The sequence below is a fragment of the Rhodococcus sp. OAS809 genome (genome assembly GCF_040546695.1).
Taxonomy (GTDB): Bacteria; Actinomycetota; Actinomycetes; order Mycobacteriales; family Mycobacteriaceae; genus Rhodococcus_F; species Rhodococcus_F qingshengii.
In genome coordinates, this window is the sequence record NZ_JBEPOI010000002.1 from 4,740,662 (window position 1) to 4,754,782 (window position 14,121).

At 62.4% G+C, this 14,121-nt stretch carries 15 protein-coding genes; 13 read left to right on the forward strand and 2 right to left on the reverse strand.

The annotated features are described in order from the left end of the window. The first annotated feature begins 104 nt into the window (after positions 1 to 104). The 4 genes from ABIE52_RS25015 to ABIE52_RS25030 all read left to right on the forward strand — a co-directional run bounded on the left by ABIE52_RS25015 (position 105) and on the right by ABIE52_RS25030 (position 3,253). Positions 105 to 1,496: an MFS transporter gene (locus tag ABIE52_RS25015; protein WP_058038323.1), complete on the forward strand. Its 1,392-nt coding sequence runs from the start codon at positions 105 to 107 to the stop codon at positions 1,494 to 1,496. Positions 1,497 to 1,564: 68 nt separating this feature from the next. Then, positions 1,565 to 2,239, forward strand: a complete 675-nt coding sequence (locus ABIE52_RS25020) for a TetR/AcrR family transcriptional regulator (protein WP_003943027.1) — start codon at positions 1,565 to 1,567, stop codon at positions 2,237 to 2,239. A gap of 38 nt (positions 2,240 to 2,277) precedes the next feature. Beyond that, positions 2,278 to 2,910, forward strand: a complete 633-nt coding sequence (locus tag ABIE52_RS25025) for an HAD family hydrolase (RefSeq protein ID WP_042446307.1) — start codon at positions 2,278 to 2,280, stop codon at positions 2,908 to 2,910. A 55-nt stretch (positions 2,911 to 2,965) separates the two neighbouring features. Continuing rightward, the gene (locus ABIE52_RS25030) at positions 2,966 to 3,253 is read left to right on the forward strand and encodes a putative quinol monooxygenase (RefSeq protein ID WP_007730819.1); all 288 of its coding nucleotides are present in this window, start codon (positions 2,966 to 2,968) and stop codon (positions 3,251 to 3,253) included. 74 nt (positions 3,254 to 3,327) lie between these two features. Here ABIE52_RS25030 and ABIE52_RS25035 read toward each other — a convergent pair whose 3' ends face one another. After that, positions 3,328 to 4,830, reverse strand: coding sequence for a class I adenylate-forming enzyme family protein (locus ABIE52_RS25035; protein ID WP_007730820.1), 1,503 nt, complete (start codon positions 4,828 to 4,830; stop codon positions 3,328 to 3,330). Positions 4,831 to 4,967: 137 nt separating this feature from the next. Between ABIE52_RS25035 and ABIE52_RS25040 the strand changes: the two genes are divergently transcribed. Then, entirely contained in the window at positions 4,968 to 5,648 is a 681-nt protein-coding gene (locus ABIE52_RS25040; protein ID WP_007730821.1) for a TetR/AcrR family transcriptional regulator, read from the forward strand. 73 nt (positions 5,649 to 5,721) lie between these two features. Here ABIE52_RS25040 and ABIE52_RS25045 read toward each other — a convergent pair whose 3' ends face one another. Further along, the gene (locus tag ABIE52_RS25045) at positions 5,722 to 6,198 is read right to left on the reverse strand and encodes a MaoC family dehydratase (protein WP_003942878.1); all 477 of its coding nucleotides are present in this window, start codon (positions 6,196 to 6,198) and stop codon (positions 5,722 to 5,724) included. A gap of 157 nt (positions 6,199 to 6,355) precedes the next feature. On the opposite strand from ABIE52_RS25045, the gene ABIE52_RS25050 reads away from it, so the two are divergent. From ABIE52_RS25050 to ABIE52_RS25085, 8 genes are read left to right on the forward strand one after another with little or no spacing between them, the layout of a single operon-like run. Next, positions 6,356 to 7,177 (forward strand): SDR family oxidoreductase, encoded by an 822-nt coding sequence (locus ABIE52_RS25050; RefSeq protein WP_003942864.1) that lies wholly within the window; start codon positions 6,356 to 6,358, stop codon positions 7,175 to 7,177. Continuing rightward, positions 7,174 to 7,977 carry an enoyl-CoA hydratase-related protein gene (locus ABIE52_RS25055; protein ID WP_050656976.1) on the forward strand — a complete coding sequence of 268 codons (804 nt, stop codon included), beginning with the start codon at positions 7,174 to 7,176 and terminating at the stop codon, positions 7,975 to 7,977. Before ABIE52_RS25050 ends, ABIE52_RS25055 begins: the two co-directional genes overlap by 4 nt. Next, entirely contained in the window at positions 7,964 to 9,184 is a 1,221-nt protein-coding gene (locus tag ABIE52_RS25060) for an acyl-CoA dehydrogenase family protein (protein ID WP_019745701.1), read from the forward strand. The genes ABIE52_RS25055 and ABIE52_RS25060 overlap by 14 nt, the downstream gene beginning before the upstream one ends. A gap of 1 nt (position 9,185) precedes the next feature. Next, positions 9,186 to 9,968 carry an SDR family oxidoreductase gene (locus tag ABIE52_RS25065; protein WP_007730827.1) on the forward strand — a complete coding sequence of 261 codons (783 nt, stop codon included), beginning with the start codon at positions 9,186 to 9,188 and terminating at the stop codon, positions 9,966 to 9,968. Beyond that, entirely contained in the window at positions 9,961 to 10,995 is a 1,035-nt protein-coding gene (locus ABIE52_RS25070; RefSeq protein WP_192712776.1) for a phosphotransferase family protein, read from the forward strand. Before ABIE52_RS25065 ends, ABIE52_RS25070 begins: the two co-directional genes overlap by 8 nt. Before the next feature lie 45 nt (positions 10,996 to 11,040). Next, positions 11,041 to 11,799, forward strand: a complete 759-nt coding sequence (gene fabG, locus ABIE52_RS25075) for a 3-oxoacyl-ACP reductase FabG (RefSeq protein ID WP_007730831.1) — start codon at positions 11,041 to 11,043, stop codon at positions 11,797 to 11,799. Positions 11,800 to 11,833: 34 nt separating this feature from the next. Next, complete coding sequence (locus tag ABIE52_RS25080; RefSeq protein ID WP_003943047.1) at positions 11,834 to 13,027, forward strand: acyl-CoA dehydrogenase family protein; 1,194 nt, start codon at positions 11,834 to 11,836, stop codon at positions 13,025 to 13,027. Continuing rightward, positions 13,024 to 14,121 (forward strand): acyl-CoA dehydrogenase family protein, encoded by a 1,098-nt coding sequence (locus ABIE52_RS25085; protein WP_192712777.1) that lies wholly within the window; start codon positions 13,024 to 13,026, stop codon positions 14,119 to 14,121. Before ABIE52_RS25080 ends, ABIE52_RS25085 begins: the two co-directional genes overlap by 4 nt.

The window sequence follows — 14,121 nt, forward strand, 5'->3', positions numbered from 1 at the left end:
TCGCAACGCCACAGAGTTGAAGTTGGTGTCAGTTTCTACTTCTGGCCCGGTTCCGCTTCTCAACTCCCGGCGCGACGAGCGTCCGACCCATCGAGGAGTAACCCATGACGAGATCGGCAGTGGATTCGAACACGCAGGCAGGGGGCCTGTCCGATCAGGAACGGAAGAAGAAGAAAGCGCACCGCAAACTTCTCGGCGCGGGACTGCTCGGCAGTTCCATCGAGTGGTACGACTTCTTCTTGTACGGAACGGCTGCGGCACTGGTCTTTCCGCATGTGTTCTTCCCCGATTCATCCGCACTGATGGGCACATTGCTCTCGTTCAGTACGTTCTGGGCCGGCTTCGTTGCCCGCCCCATCGGCGGTTTGGTCGCCGGACACTTCGGCGACAAGTATGGGCGTAAGCCCGCTGTCGTCACCTGCCTGTTGCTGATGGCCGTCGCGACGTTCCTGATCGGCGCGATCCCGAGTGCGTCGGCAATCGGCGTCGTCGCTCCGATTCTTCTGGTGACACTGCGATTCATCCAAGGTCTCGCCTGCGGTGGCCAGTGGGGCGGAATCGTCCTTCTCCTCACCGAATCCGCGAGTCCCAAGAAGCGCGGATTCTCAGGCACTTTCGGTCAGATGGGTGTCTCGTTCGGTGTAGTGCTGGGCAACCTGGTCTTCCTCGTCGCGACCGCGACCATTTCCAATGATGCATTCCTGAGCTGGGGTTGGCGAGTTCCGTTCTTCGCCAGCGCGCTGCTCTTCCCTGTGGTTCTGTACATCCAGACGAAGGTCGAGGACACGCCGGAATTCCTCGAGTTGCAGGAAGACGCCAAGAAGAACCAAAAGGACGTCGTCGTTCAGGCTCCACTGGCGCAGGCGCTCAAGGATCACTGGCGCAAGATTCTGCTCGGTTGCGGACTTCTGGCCGCCACCAATGCACTGTTCTACATCAGCATCGCCGGCGTGCTCAGCTACGGCACAACCGAACTGGGGTTGAAGCGGAACTCACTGCTCATCATCTCGCTCCTGAGTGCGTTGCTGACAGTCGGTGTGGTGCTGTGGTCCGGGAAGATGTCCGACAAGATCGGTCGTCGTCCGATGATCCTGATCGGCGCCGCGGCGATCGTGGTCTGGGCATTCCCGTACTTCTGGTTGATCAACACCAAGTCCCTGCCGCTGTTCTTCATCGCGGTGACAGTCGGCAGCGTGTTCCAGTCGATGACCTACGGGCCGATCGCTGCGTACATGGGTGAGCTGTTCGCGCCCAACGTGCGTTACTCGGCAGCATCGTTGGCGTACCAGCTGGCGGCGATCACGGTCAGCGGTGGTACTCCGTTCATCATGACGGCACTCATCGCGAAGACCGGGACCACTACATGGGTTGCCGTGTTCGTAGCCCTCATGGGTCTGGTGACCTTCTTCAGTGCCTGGGTGCTGAAAGAGACCAACCCGAAGGAAGTTCGGGACGATCCGAACGCAATTCCGGGCGCGCACCTGTACGCCAAGTAACTCTTTCGGTTTCGAGCAGACGCCCGCTATCGGTCACCGGTAGCGGGCGTCTGACGTATAACTGGAGCATGGCTGCAGCACGCACAGGCTCCGAAGATGCTTCGTCGACAGTGTCACGGGAACTCCCCTCCACTCAGCGTGGTTTGCGTACGCGGCGAGCGTTGATCGATGCGGCCCGCACCGTTTTCGAACGGTCCGGCTATCTGGACTCGCGGCTGATCGACATCACTGTGGAGGCGCAGTGCTCGGCCGGTACCTTCTACACCTACTTCGCGAGCAAAGAAGAGATCTTCGCGGCAGTGATGGAGTTGGCACGCGAAGACATGATGCATCCGGGTATGCCGCACACTCCGAAAGGCGCGGATCCTGCTGAGGTCATCGCGGCGAGTAACCGCGCGTACCTCGAGGCGTACCGACGGAACGCGAAGCTGATGGGACTGCTCGAGCAGGTGGCAAGCATCGATCCGGAGTTCCGGGTTCTCCGCCTCGAGCGTGCTGACGCGTTTGTTCGACGCAACGCGCGCAGTATCGAGAAGCTGCAGAAAGCCGGACTGGCGGACGCGAATCTGGATCCGCTACTGACGTCTCGGGCACTCTCCGGGATGATCAGTCGACTTGCGTTCGGGTACTTCGTATCCCGCGGCGGCGAGGACGGCGCCGCCGGAGTGACCTTCGACGGTCTGCTCGATACCGTCAACCGGTTGTGGATCAACACTTTGCAATTCTCGCTACGCCAAAATTGATGTTGACGCCGGGTTCATGTTTGGTGTCTGATGGAGCAATGACACCCACGCGTACGGCAGTGCTCGTCGATTTCGGTGGAGTTCTCACCTCCAGTGTGCTGCGGGCCTTCGAAGATTTCGGGGCCTCGCTTGGGGGCGACCCACGACTTCCGTTGACCCTGCTCTCCCGCGACGACGTCTCGAAGAAACTGCTCTCCGATCACGAATCCGGAAAGATCGACCAGGAGGCCTTCGAAGCAGGATTCGGGGAACGGCTACGAGCGCACGGCGCCGTCGTGGACAGCGAAGGATTGGTCGACCGTATGCAGGCCGGGCTTGTCCGAGACGAAGAGATGGTGCGACTGATTGCGGACGTCCGAGCGGCGGGTCACCCTGTTGCGCTCGTGTCCAATGCTTTCGGGCGTGATTGCTACGCGGGTTTTGTGCTCGAGGACCTCGCCGACGAAGTGGTGATCTCCTCGGAAGTAGGGATTCGTAAGCCCTCTCGTCAGATCTACACCATCGCGTGCGAGCGGCTGGGTGTAGCGCCCGAAGGCGCCGTGATGATCGACGACCTGCAACAGAACCTCGACGGCGCGGCACGATTGGGGATCGCCGGCATTCTCCACACCGATGCGGAAAGCACTCGCAGTCAGTTGGAATCGACGTTCGGACTACTGCCCATGCAGTGAAACTGTAGGTTCTCGGTAACACTCGAATACTGCTGGAACACTTTTGGAGGAATGAATGATTGCTGTCATCGCGGATATCACCGTCAAAGACGGAAGCGGCGAACAGTTCGAAGCCGTAGTCGCCGAACTTGCCGAGAAGGTGCGCACGGAAGAGCCCGGAACGGTTCTGTATCAACTGATCCGCTCGAAGACGGATACGAATTCGTACAAGTTCATGGAGCTGTATCAAGACAGTGCTGCGATCAAGGCCCATGGATCGTCCGAGCATTTCCAGGCCGCGGGAAAGGCGATGGCGCCCTTCCTCGCAGGCGCCCCGCAGATCGAGTACTTCGACGCACTCTGAGCGTATGGACAGGGCACTCTGAGCGCATGGACAGGTGAACCCCGGCGAAATCTCGCCGGGGTTCACCTGTGTTTTCAGTTCTGCTTCTGGGCGAGGAGTTCGGTGCGGTCGATCGATCGCTTGAGGATCTTTCCCGTCGAACCCTTCGGGAGCGCGTCGATGAACTGGACCACCCGCGGAATCTTGTAGGCGGACAGACGTTCCCGAGCCCACGAGGTGACGTCATCTGCTTCGAGGTCGGAGCCTGGGCGCACGGCCACCACCGCCGCAACCTCCTCGCCGTAGTAGTCGTCGGGTATACCGATCACCGCGGCCTCGATGATGTCGGGGTGCTGGTAGAGCACCTCTTCGACCTCGCCTGGATAGACGTTGTATCCACCGCGGATGATGAGGTCCTTGACGCGGTCGACGATGCGAAGGTCACCGTCGGCGTCGGTCTCGCCGAGGTCTCCGGTGCGGAACCATCCGTCGTCGGACAGGACGGCGGCCGTGTCGGCCGGGCGCTTCCAGTAGCCCTTCATGACCGTCGGTCCTTTGATGAATACCTCGCCCACTGTGCCTGCCTGGCAGACATTTCCGTCGTGATCACGGACCTCGACCTCGGTGCGCGGTACGGCGCGGCCGGTGTATCCGATCTTTGCGACGCGGTCGATGCTGTTGAAAGTTCCGAATGCGCTCGTCTCGGTCAGGCCGTAGCCCTCGAGGATTGTGCAGTTGAACCGTGCTTCGAAGGCGCGAGCGACTTCACCGGGAAGTGATGCGCCACCGGAGATTGCGATCCGCAGTTGTTCGAAGTCGGAGCTGTCCACGTCGGCTGCGGCGTGCAGCATGGCATTCCACATGGTGGGGACGCCCGCCATGATGGTGAGCTTGTCCCGACGCACCAGATCGAGCATGGCGGCCGGGTCGAACCGGGCGAGCAGGGACAGTGATCCGCCGCCGGTGAAGGTTGCCATCATGACCGAACCCTGGCCGAAGATGTGAAAGAGCGGCAGTCCGGTACCGGTGCGGTCCGAGGGATTTCCGCGGCTGCTCTCGGCGCCGATCTCACCGGCAGACAACAGATTCCCGACTGTCAGCTGAGCGCCCTTCGGACGTCCGGTGGTACCGGAGGTGTAGAGAATCGCCGTGGTGTCCGCTGTGTCGCGGTCGACCACCGTTGCCGGTGGATGGTCGGCCTTCGCCGATTCTTCGGTGAGCGTCCACACCGGGACGCCGCGCGCACTCCCTGCATCCTGAACTGCGGGACCGAGCTGGTGCCAGGCGATCGCCAGCGAAATCTCGGCGTCGTCCAGTACGTACTCGACTTCGGGTTGCGCCGACATCGTGTTGATGGGCACCACGACACAACCTGCAGCCTGAATCCCCATGTACGCCACGATGAATTCAGGCACCGACGGCGCCGCGAGCAGAACCCGGTCGCCGATGCTCAACCCTTCGTCGCGAATGCGGCCGGCAAACGCCAGAGACGCGTCGTGGAGCTGTCGGTATGTCCAATGATTATCCGTGCCGCGAATTGCAATATTTTCCGGAGTGGCTTCCGCGTGACGGGTCACCGGGTCGAGAACGCTAACCATGGTTCTGCCTTTCGGGAGGAATCGACCGATTGTGTGTCCTGGGTCTCACCAGAGCGTACACTTGAATCCGGCGTCAACATCGAGTCTGCTGGGATTGTCCCGAAAATGATGTTGATCGGAAGGATGAGGAGCGCACCGTGCTCGACGACGAATCGCGAATTGCCGCCTTACCGGTGGCTCCGCCCGCGCTGCTCCGGGATCGACCGACCACCGAGCGGGGGACACGCACGCGTGCGGCATTGGTTGCTGCTGCCCGTAAGGTTTTCGAGCGCAGTGGCTATCTCGATGCACGTTTGATCGACATCGCAAAAGAAGCCGGTTGCGCGACGGGATCGTTCTACACGTACTTCGCGAACAAGGAAGAGGTGTTCGCCGCCGTCCTCGAGGTCGCGCGAGACGACATGATGCACCCGGGCATGGGACGCGTTGCGAGCGCGGACGATCCGTACGCCGTGCTCGAGGCAAGTAATCGAGCGTATCTGGCCGCGTATCAACGCAATGCGAAGTTGATGGGGCTCATGGAGCAGGTAGCTCACATCGACCCGGAGTTCCGGAAGTTCCGCAGCGAGCGTGCCAATGCGTTCATACGCCGTAATGCCCGCGGGATTGCAGATCTGCAGTCCCGCGGCATCGCGGACACGACGCTGGATCCGATGACGGCGTCGATTGCTCTGTCCGGCATGGTGAGTCGACTCGCCTACAGTCTGTTCACCCTTCGTGAGGGTGAGGTGGACGGGCGTTCACCGGAGTTCGATCAGATTGTCGCCACTGTGACCGATCTGTGGGCGAACGCTCTGAAGTTCCCCGACCGTCTCTGACGAGGTGGGCCGCCCCGGCTGCATCGATGTTCGAGCGGCCGGGCGTCCCAGTCTCGGTTCAGCTCTTTTCGGTTCAGCTCTTTTCGACGACGCGAGCGACGGATTCGGCGACCACGACGGGCTTGTCGGAACCCTCGCGCTCGACCACCTGGCTCATCTTCACTTGGATTCCGCCGGGCAACTGCTCCGCGGACACGACGGTTGCGCGCATGCGGACCCGGGATCCCACGGGAACGGGAGCGGGGAAGCGAACCTTGTCGTAGCCGTAATTGAGGCTGTGGGCGAAGCCGTCGAAGTGGATGAGTTGGTAGGAGAACTGGGGTCCCAGTGAGAGGCTGAAGAGTCCGTGCGCGATCGTGCTGCCGAGCGGGCTCGATGCGGCTCGTTCCGGGTCGACATGAATCCACTGATGATCGTTTGTGGCTTCGGCGAACGCGTTGATGCGCTCCTGGGTGATGTCGTACCACTCCGTCGGGCCAAGTTCCTGGCCGATGAGCTTCTCGAGCTCGGCGAAGGTGGACGGGCGGACGGGCAATTGGTTTTCAGTCATCGTTATCCCTTTACTCGCAGTTCAGGAGGACGGAACGGGCCGTTCGGGTGACCGTCGCGATTCGACGGTTGAAACTGACGCCGGATTCAACTATACATGAGGGGAGACGTGGATCACTGTCAGCGCGTAGGTATGACGCAAGCGAGAGGAATCGCTCATGAAGGTTGCCCAGAAGGTAGCAATTGTCACCGGTGGCGGCGGGGGAATCGGCGGTGCACTGGCCGAGCGACTGGCTGCCGAGGGTGCTCGCGTCGTAGTGGCTGACCTGGACGGGGCAGCAGCTTCGGCAGTAGCAGAGGCGATCAACGCGGAGCGTCCCGGAGCGGCCGTGTCTGCCGGTGGCGACGTCTCCGACGAGACGGTCATTGCGGGCCTGATCGCGCAGGCGGAAAAGGAATTCGGCCCGGTCGACCTCTACTTCGCCAATGCCGGCGTTACCGGTGGCATGGGCCTCGACATCAGTGAAGACGTCTGGGACACGACGATCGACGTCAACGTTCGCGCCCACATTCGCGCTGCCAGGCTCCTCGTCCCCGGCTGGACGGAGCGCGGGGAGGGCTACTTCATCAGCACGGCCTCTGCGGCCGGCTTGCTCAGTCAGGTCGGGTCCGCCGCGTACTCGGTGACCAAACATGCCGCGGTCGCGTTTGCCGAGTGGCTCTCGATCACCTACGGAGATCAGGGTGTTCGCGTCAGTTGCCTGTGCCCGATGGGCGTCAACACCAAGCTTCTCTACGAAGGTGAGAATTCCGGCGATCCGGTCGGCAAGGCCGCAACCGGAGCCGTGCTTGCGGCAGGCAATGTTCTCGAGCCTGCCGAATGCGCCGAAATCGTTCTTGCGGCAGTGGATGCCGAAGAGTTTCTCATCCTTCCGCACAAGAACGTGCTGGACATGTACCGGCAGAAGGGCGCCGACTACGACCGTTGGCTGCGCGGGATGCGCCGGTACCAGGCGTCGCTCCTCGCGGGAACACGATGACCGAGGAACTCGTCCTCTCCGAGCAGAGAGGAGCGGTGCTGGTTCTGACATTCAATCGGCCCCGCGTTCTCAACGCGTGGACCAACGAGCTCGAAGATCAGTACTACGACTTTCTGGCCGTGGCAGACGAAGATCCCAGTGTCCGAGCAATTGTTGTCACCGGCTCCGGCCGAGGATTCTGCTCGGGGGCTGACCTCGGCAATTTGAAGAACGTCGGCGAAGTCTCCGAAAGTGATCTTGTCCGGCCGCGAGACCGTCATTTCCCGACCACCATCCGCAAGCCGCTGATCGCCGCCGTCAACGGCGTCGCTGCCGGGCTCGGAATGGTCGAGGCTCTGTACTGCGACGTTCGTTTCGGTTCGAGCGCAACACGATTCACTACCGCGTTCGCGCGTCGAGGCCTGATTGCGGAGTACGGCATCTCCTGGATGTTGCCCCGCTTGGTCGGGCACAGTCGAGCAGTCGATCTTCTGCTTTCCAGCCGGATGGTGGACGCCGACGAGGCGTACCGCATCGGTCTGATCGACCACCTGGTCACCGGCGGTGACGTTCTGGATGCGGCGATTGCTTACGCCGAGGACATCGCGGCGAACTGCTCGCCGACGTCCCTCTCCGTCATCAAATCTCAGATGAGTGCCGACGCGCACTCGACCTTCACTGATTCCGCCAGGCATGCGGAATCGCTGATGCTGAACGCATTTCACGGCCCGGATGTCGTCGAGGGTGTCAACAGCCATCTCGAACATCGAGCCCCCAATTTTCCTTCCCTCTCTGTCAGGAGTTCACATGTCAGTGTTTGAGTTCTCGGATCGCACCAAGAAGTACCAGGCCGAACTGCTCGATTTCATGGACAAGCACGTTTACCCGGCCGAAGCGGTCTACGAAGAGCAGATGCGTGAGTCCGGTAACCCGCACTTTCAGCCGCCGATCATCGACGACTTGAAGAAGGAAGCCAAGGCCCGCGGGCTGTGGAACCTCTTCCATCCCCATCCCGAATGGGGCCCCGGCCTGACCAACCTGGAATACGCACCGCTCGCGGAGATCATGGGCCGCAGCCACCTGGCCTCCGAGGCCACCAACTGCGCCGCTCCGGACACGGGAAACATGGAGGTGCTCACGCTCTTCGGCACCGACGAGCACAAGGAGAAGTACCTCAAGCCGCTTCTCGAAGGCGAAATTCGTTCCGCTTTCGCGATGACCGAGCCCGAGGTTGCCAGCTCCGACGCCACCAACATCCAGCTCCGTATGGACCGTGACGGCGACGAGTACGTGCTGAACGGCCGTAAGTGGTTCGCTTCCAACGCCTTGCACCAGAACTGCAAGGTTCTGATCGTCATGGGTAAGACCGACTTCAATGCCGCCACCCACCGTCAGCAGTCGATGATGGTCGTGCCGATCGATGCTCCCGGCGTCACGATCCTGCGCAACCTGCCGGTTTTCGGCTACCAGGACCGCGAAGGACACGGCGAGATCACTTTCGAGGACGTGCGCGTCCCGGCCAAGGACATTCTCGCCGGTGAGGGTGAAGGATTCGCGATCAGCCAGGCCCGCCTCGGCCCCGGCCGCATCCACCACTGCATGCGTGCAATCGGAATGGCCGAGCGCGCACTGGAACTGATGTGCAAGCGCGCATCCACCCGCATCACCTTCGGGAAGCCCGTCAGTGACAACGCGAATATCCAGGACTGGATCGCCGAGGCTCGTATCGACATCGAGATGGTTCGACTCCTCACGCTCAAGGCCGCACACATGATGGACACGGTGGGCAACAAGGAAGCGCGCACCGAGATCGCAGCCATCAAGGTTGCGGCACCGAACATCGCGCTCAAGATCATCGACCGCGCCATCCAGGTTCACGGCGGTGGCGGCGTCACCGACGACTTCCCGCTCGCGATGGCTTACGCCCACATGCGCACCCTTCGCCTGGCCGACGGCCCGGACGAGGTGCACAAGCGCGCCATCGCCAAGCAGGAACTGCGCAAGTACCGCGAAGTCAAGGCGAACTGACATGGCAGGACTGGATCTCACAGGTAAGACGGCAATCGTCACAGGCGCATCGCGGGGCATCGGCCTCGCGACCGCGCAGGCGATTGCGGCGGCGGGCGGAAACGTCGTACTGACTTCGCGCTCACAGGAATCCGCAGATGCGGCTGCCGCGCAGGTGAACGGCAACGCGATCGGCGTCGGCGCTCACGCGACGGACGAGGATGCTGCACGCAAGTGCGTCGAGCAGACGATCGAGCGTTTCGGCAGTCTCGACATCTTGGTGAACAACGCGGGCACCAACCCGTCGTTCGGGCCGATCATCAACCAGGATCACTCGCGCTTCGCCAAGACTTTCGACGTCAACGTGTGGGCTCCAGTCCTGTGGACCGGCCTCGCAGCGCGGGCCTGGATGGGCGAGCACGGTGGTTCCGTGGTCAACACCGCTTCGATCGGCGGCATGGCGTTCGAGGCGGGAATCGGTACGTACAACGCGTCGAAGGCTGCTCTGATCCACATCACCAAGCAGTTGGCGCTCGAGTTGTCACCGAAGATTCGTGTCAATGCCGTTGCGCCGGGAGTGGTGAGAACCAAACTCGCCGAAGCTCTGTGGAAAGAACACGAAGAAGCGGTGTCCGCGTCGACTGCTCTCGGACGCATCGGTGAACCCGAGGACGTGGCCGCTGCCATTGCCTTCCTGGTTTCGGATGCAGCCCAGTGGATCACCGGTGAGATCATGACCATCGACGGTGGCCAGTTGTTGGGTGACGCACTCCCGTTCCGGCAGGGAGCGTCCGTCGGTGGCTAGCGTCGGAGTAGTGGGACTCGATACCGAAGCGGTCACCGGGTGGATCGCAGGCCTGGGGATCGACTTTTCCGGGCCGTTGTCCTTCGATCGAATCGGCTTGGGGCAGTCGAATCTCACGTACCTGGTTCGCGATCAGGACGGCAATCGCTGGGTGCTACGACGCCCACCGCTGGGGCATCTGCTGGCCTCGGCTCACGACGTGGCGCGTGAGGCTCGAATCCTGAGCGCTCTCGAATCCACCGACGTGCCTTCGCCGAGAGTATTCGGGTTGACCGAGGATCCTGCCGTCACCGAAGTTCCGCTGCTCCTCATGGAATTCGTGGACGGCGAAGTGGTGGACCGAATGCCTCTTGCGGAGGCGTTGTCGGATGATCGTCGCCGGGCAATCGGAATCTCGCTCGCTCAGACGCTGGCGAAGATACACGCCGTCGACCTCGAGCAGGCCGGTCTCGACGACCTGGCGAGCCACAAGCCCTACGCTGCACGGCAGTTGAAGCGTTGGGGAGGTCAATGGGAACAGTCGAAGACGCGGGAATGCCCTGATCTCGACGATCTCACCCGACGCCTGATTGCAGCCCAGCCGGATCACACTGAAACCACGTTGGTGCACGGCGACTTTCACCTACGCAATGTGATCACCTCAGCGAGCAACGGCGAAGTTGTCGCGGCCCTCGACTGGGAACTGTGCACACTCGGTGATCCGTTGGCGGACGTCGGAAGCTTGTTGGCGTACTGGCCGGCGGCTGGTGAGAATACCGGCGGCGATTTCCCGGCGTCGGCACTCCCGGGATTCCCCTCGCGAGAGGAGATCTCCCGGATCTATCTCGAGGCCACCGGACGGGATCCTGCTGCGCTGAAGTTCTGGCACACGTTGGGACTGTGGAAGATTGCCGTGATCGCCGAGGGCGTGATGCGTCGCGCCCGCGACGAACCGCAGAATGCCGCCGAGAGCGGAACTCCCACCGTGGAACGTATTGACGCCTTGGTCGCCAAAGCCAGGGAAATTGCAGATCAGGCCGGGATCTGACGAGATCGTCCGGTGTCCGTCGAATCACGAAAGTATGGAGGGCCAGTGAGCCAGGAACGTAGAACCGCAATTGTCACGGGTGCCGCACGCGGAATCGGTGCGGCAGTAGCGAAGCGACTGTCGGAAGACGGTTTTGCCGTCGCCGTGCTCGACCTCGACGAAGCGGCGTGTGCCGGAACCGTCGACGCGATCAAGGCCGCCGGCGGCCAGGCGCTGGCCGTCGGCGCTGACGTCTCCGACGAGGATTCGGTTGCTGCAGCAGTGGATCGTGTGGCCGCAGAACTGGGTGCACCCACCGTACTGATCAACAATGCCGGCATCACTCGCGACAACCTTCTGTTCAAGATGAGCGTTGCCGAGTGGGATTCGGTGATGAACGTCCACCTGCGCGGAGCGTTCCTCATGTCGCGTGCGGTGCAGAAGTACATGGTGGAAGCGAAGTTCGGCCGCATCGTGAACCTCTCGAGCACGTCGGCTCTCGGCAACCGCGGACAGGTCAACTACTCCGCAGCCAAGGCCGGCATGCAGGGATTCACCAAGACATTGGCCTTCGAGCTGGGCAAGTTCGGCGTCACCGCCAACGCCATTGCACCCGGATTCATCGAAACCGAGATGACCGCCGCAACGGCAGAGCGCATGGGCGTCGGCTTCGACGACTTCAAGACCGCTGCCGCTTCGCAGATCCCGGTCAACCGTGTCGGTCAGCCCGAGGACATCGCGCACACCGCGTCGTTCTTCGTCAGCGAAGGCGCGGGCTTCGTTTCCGGTCAGGTCGTCTACGTCGCCGGTGGACCGAAGGACTGACCGTCCGCTCACCGCTCGAACCGAAGGAATGGGCATGGCTTTCGACGAAGAGGCAGTATCGCGTGATCTCACCGAAAAGGTGAACACGCTTCTCGCGGAGAACGATCCGAACAGCGTGTCGGTATCGGATTTCCTCGGCGCACGATTCGACGCCGGACTGGCGTGGGTTCATTTCCCCGAAGGTCATGGGGGACTCGGTGTACCGCAGAGCTTTCAGCGTCAGGTGAACGCTCAGCTGGAGGCCGCCGGTGCACCGGGCCCGGCCACCGGCAAGAACGGGATCGGACTGGGCATGGCGGCACCGACCATCGCTGCCTTCGGCACCGAGGAGCAGAAGCAGAAGTTCCTGCGCCCGTTGTGGACTGCGGAGACGGTCTACTGCCAGCTGTTCAGTGAACCGGGCGCAGGTTCGGACCTCGCGGCCGTCGCTACCCGCGCCGTCCGCGACGGCGACGACTGGATAGTCAACGGGCAGAAGGTATGGACGTCGGGCGCGCAGAATGCGCAGCTGGCGATTCTCGTGGCCAGGACCGATCCGTCACGTTCCAAGCATGCGGGTCTGAGCTACTTCATCTGCGACATGACCGATCCGGGCGTCGATGTCCGGCCGCTGCGTCAGATCACCGGCGAGGCCGAATTCAACGAGGTATTCCTCACGGACGTCAGGATTCCGGACGCCAATCGCCTCGGAGCCGAAGGCCAGGGGTGGAAGGTTGCGACCACCACCCTGAACAACGAGCGTGTTGCCATCGGTTCGGGCGCACCGCGTGAGGGAGGCATGATCGGAAAGGTCGCTCAGGCCTGGCGTGACGAGCCCGAGCTGCGTAATCCGGCGATGCACGACGAGTTGATGCGGCTCTGGACCGAATCCGAAGTTGCGCGTCTGACCGGTGAGCGACTGCGCCAGCAGCTCGCCGCCGGCCAGCCCGGCCCCGAAGGCTCGGGAATGAAGCTCGCGTTTGCCGGTTTGGCTCAGCAGATTTCGGGTTTCGACCTCGAGCTGCACGGCGAAGCCGGTCTGCGCTACGACGACTGGACGCTGCGTCGACCGGATTCCGTCGACTTCACCGGGCGTGAACCCGGATACCGGTACCTGCGAGCCAAGGGCAATTCGATCGAGGGCGGAACGTCGGAGATCCTGCGCAACGTCATCGCAGAACGTGTACTCGGGTTGCCGCCCGAGCATCGCGTCGACAAGGACATCGCCTGGAAGGACCTACCCCGATGAGCGCCGATCTGTTGTACTCCGAGACCGAACAAGATCTGCGAGCCAGCGTCAGACGACTGCTGAGCGAGCGTGCCGGTGCCGACACCGTGGTCACGGCGTACGACGACGTGTCCGCCGACTTCACCGGGCTGTGGAAGTCGCTGGCGTCGGAACTCGGTTTGGCGGGACTGCTGGTACCCGAAGAACTGGGCGGGGCAGGTGCGTCGACGCGTGAGGCGGCGGTCGTGATGGAGGAGATCGGACGTGCGGTCGCTCCCGTTCCGTTCTTCACCAGCGCTGTGCTGGCGACCACGGCGTTGCTGAAGGCCGGCGAGACCGAGGTGCTCGGTCAATTGGCGGCGGGGGATTCGACGGCTGCTCTGATCGTCCCGTTGTCCACTGCACCAGGAACTTTCACACCCACTGTCAAGGCAACGGCGAGTGGACTCGTCGGCAGCGTCACGACGGTTGCCGGCGTCGCCGAGTCCGATGTTCTTGTTGTTCCGGTTGCCGGTGAGAGCGGTCTGGAGCTGCACACCGTTCGGATCGCCGACGCCACCGTCACGCCGGTTCTGTCCCTGGACATGACGCGCCGATTGGCGGACGTCGAGTTCTCGGGGTCGTCGTCGGTCCGTGTCGACAGCGGCAACGCGGCGCAAGCGGTTGAGGAAGCGTTGCTCTGCGGAAGCGCACTGCTGGCGTCCGAACAGTTCGCTGTAGCTCAGTGGTGCCTCGAAACGACTCTCGCGTATGTGAAGGAGCGCAAGCAGTTCGGCCGGGCGATCGGTTCGTACCAGGCGATCAAGCACCGCCTCGCCGATCTCTGGCTCGAAGTCAGCTCTTCGGGAGCGGCAGCACGATATGCGGCGGACACCTATGCACGCGGCGACGTCGATGCGGCGATCGCAGCGACGGTGGCCCAGGCATTCTGCAGCGGCGTCGCGGTTCATGCTGCGGAGGAGTGCGTCCAACTTCATGGTGGTATCGGAATGACGTGGGAGTATCCGGCGCACCTGTACCTCAAACGGGCGAAGAGCGATCAGCTGTCGCTGGGAACCGCGTATCAGCATCGGGGACGCCTCGCCGAGTTGGTCGACCTCCCGATCTCGTCCTGA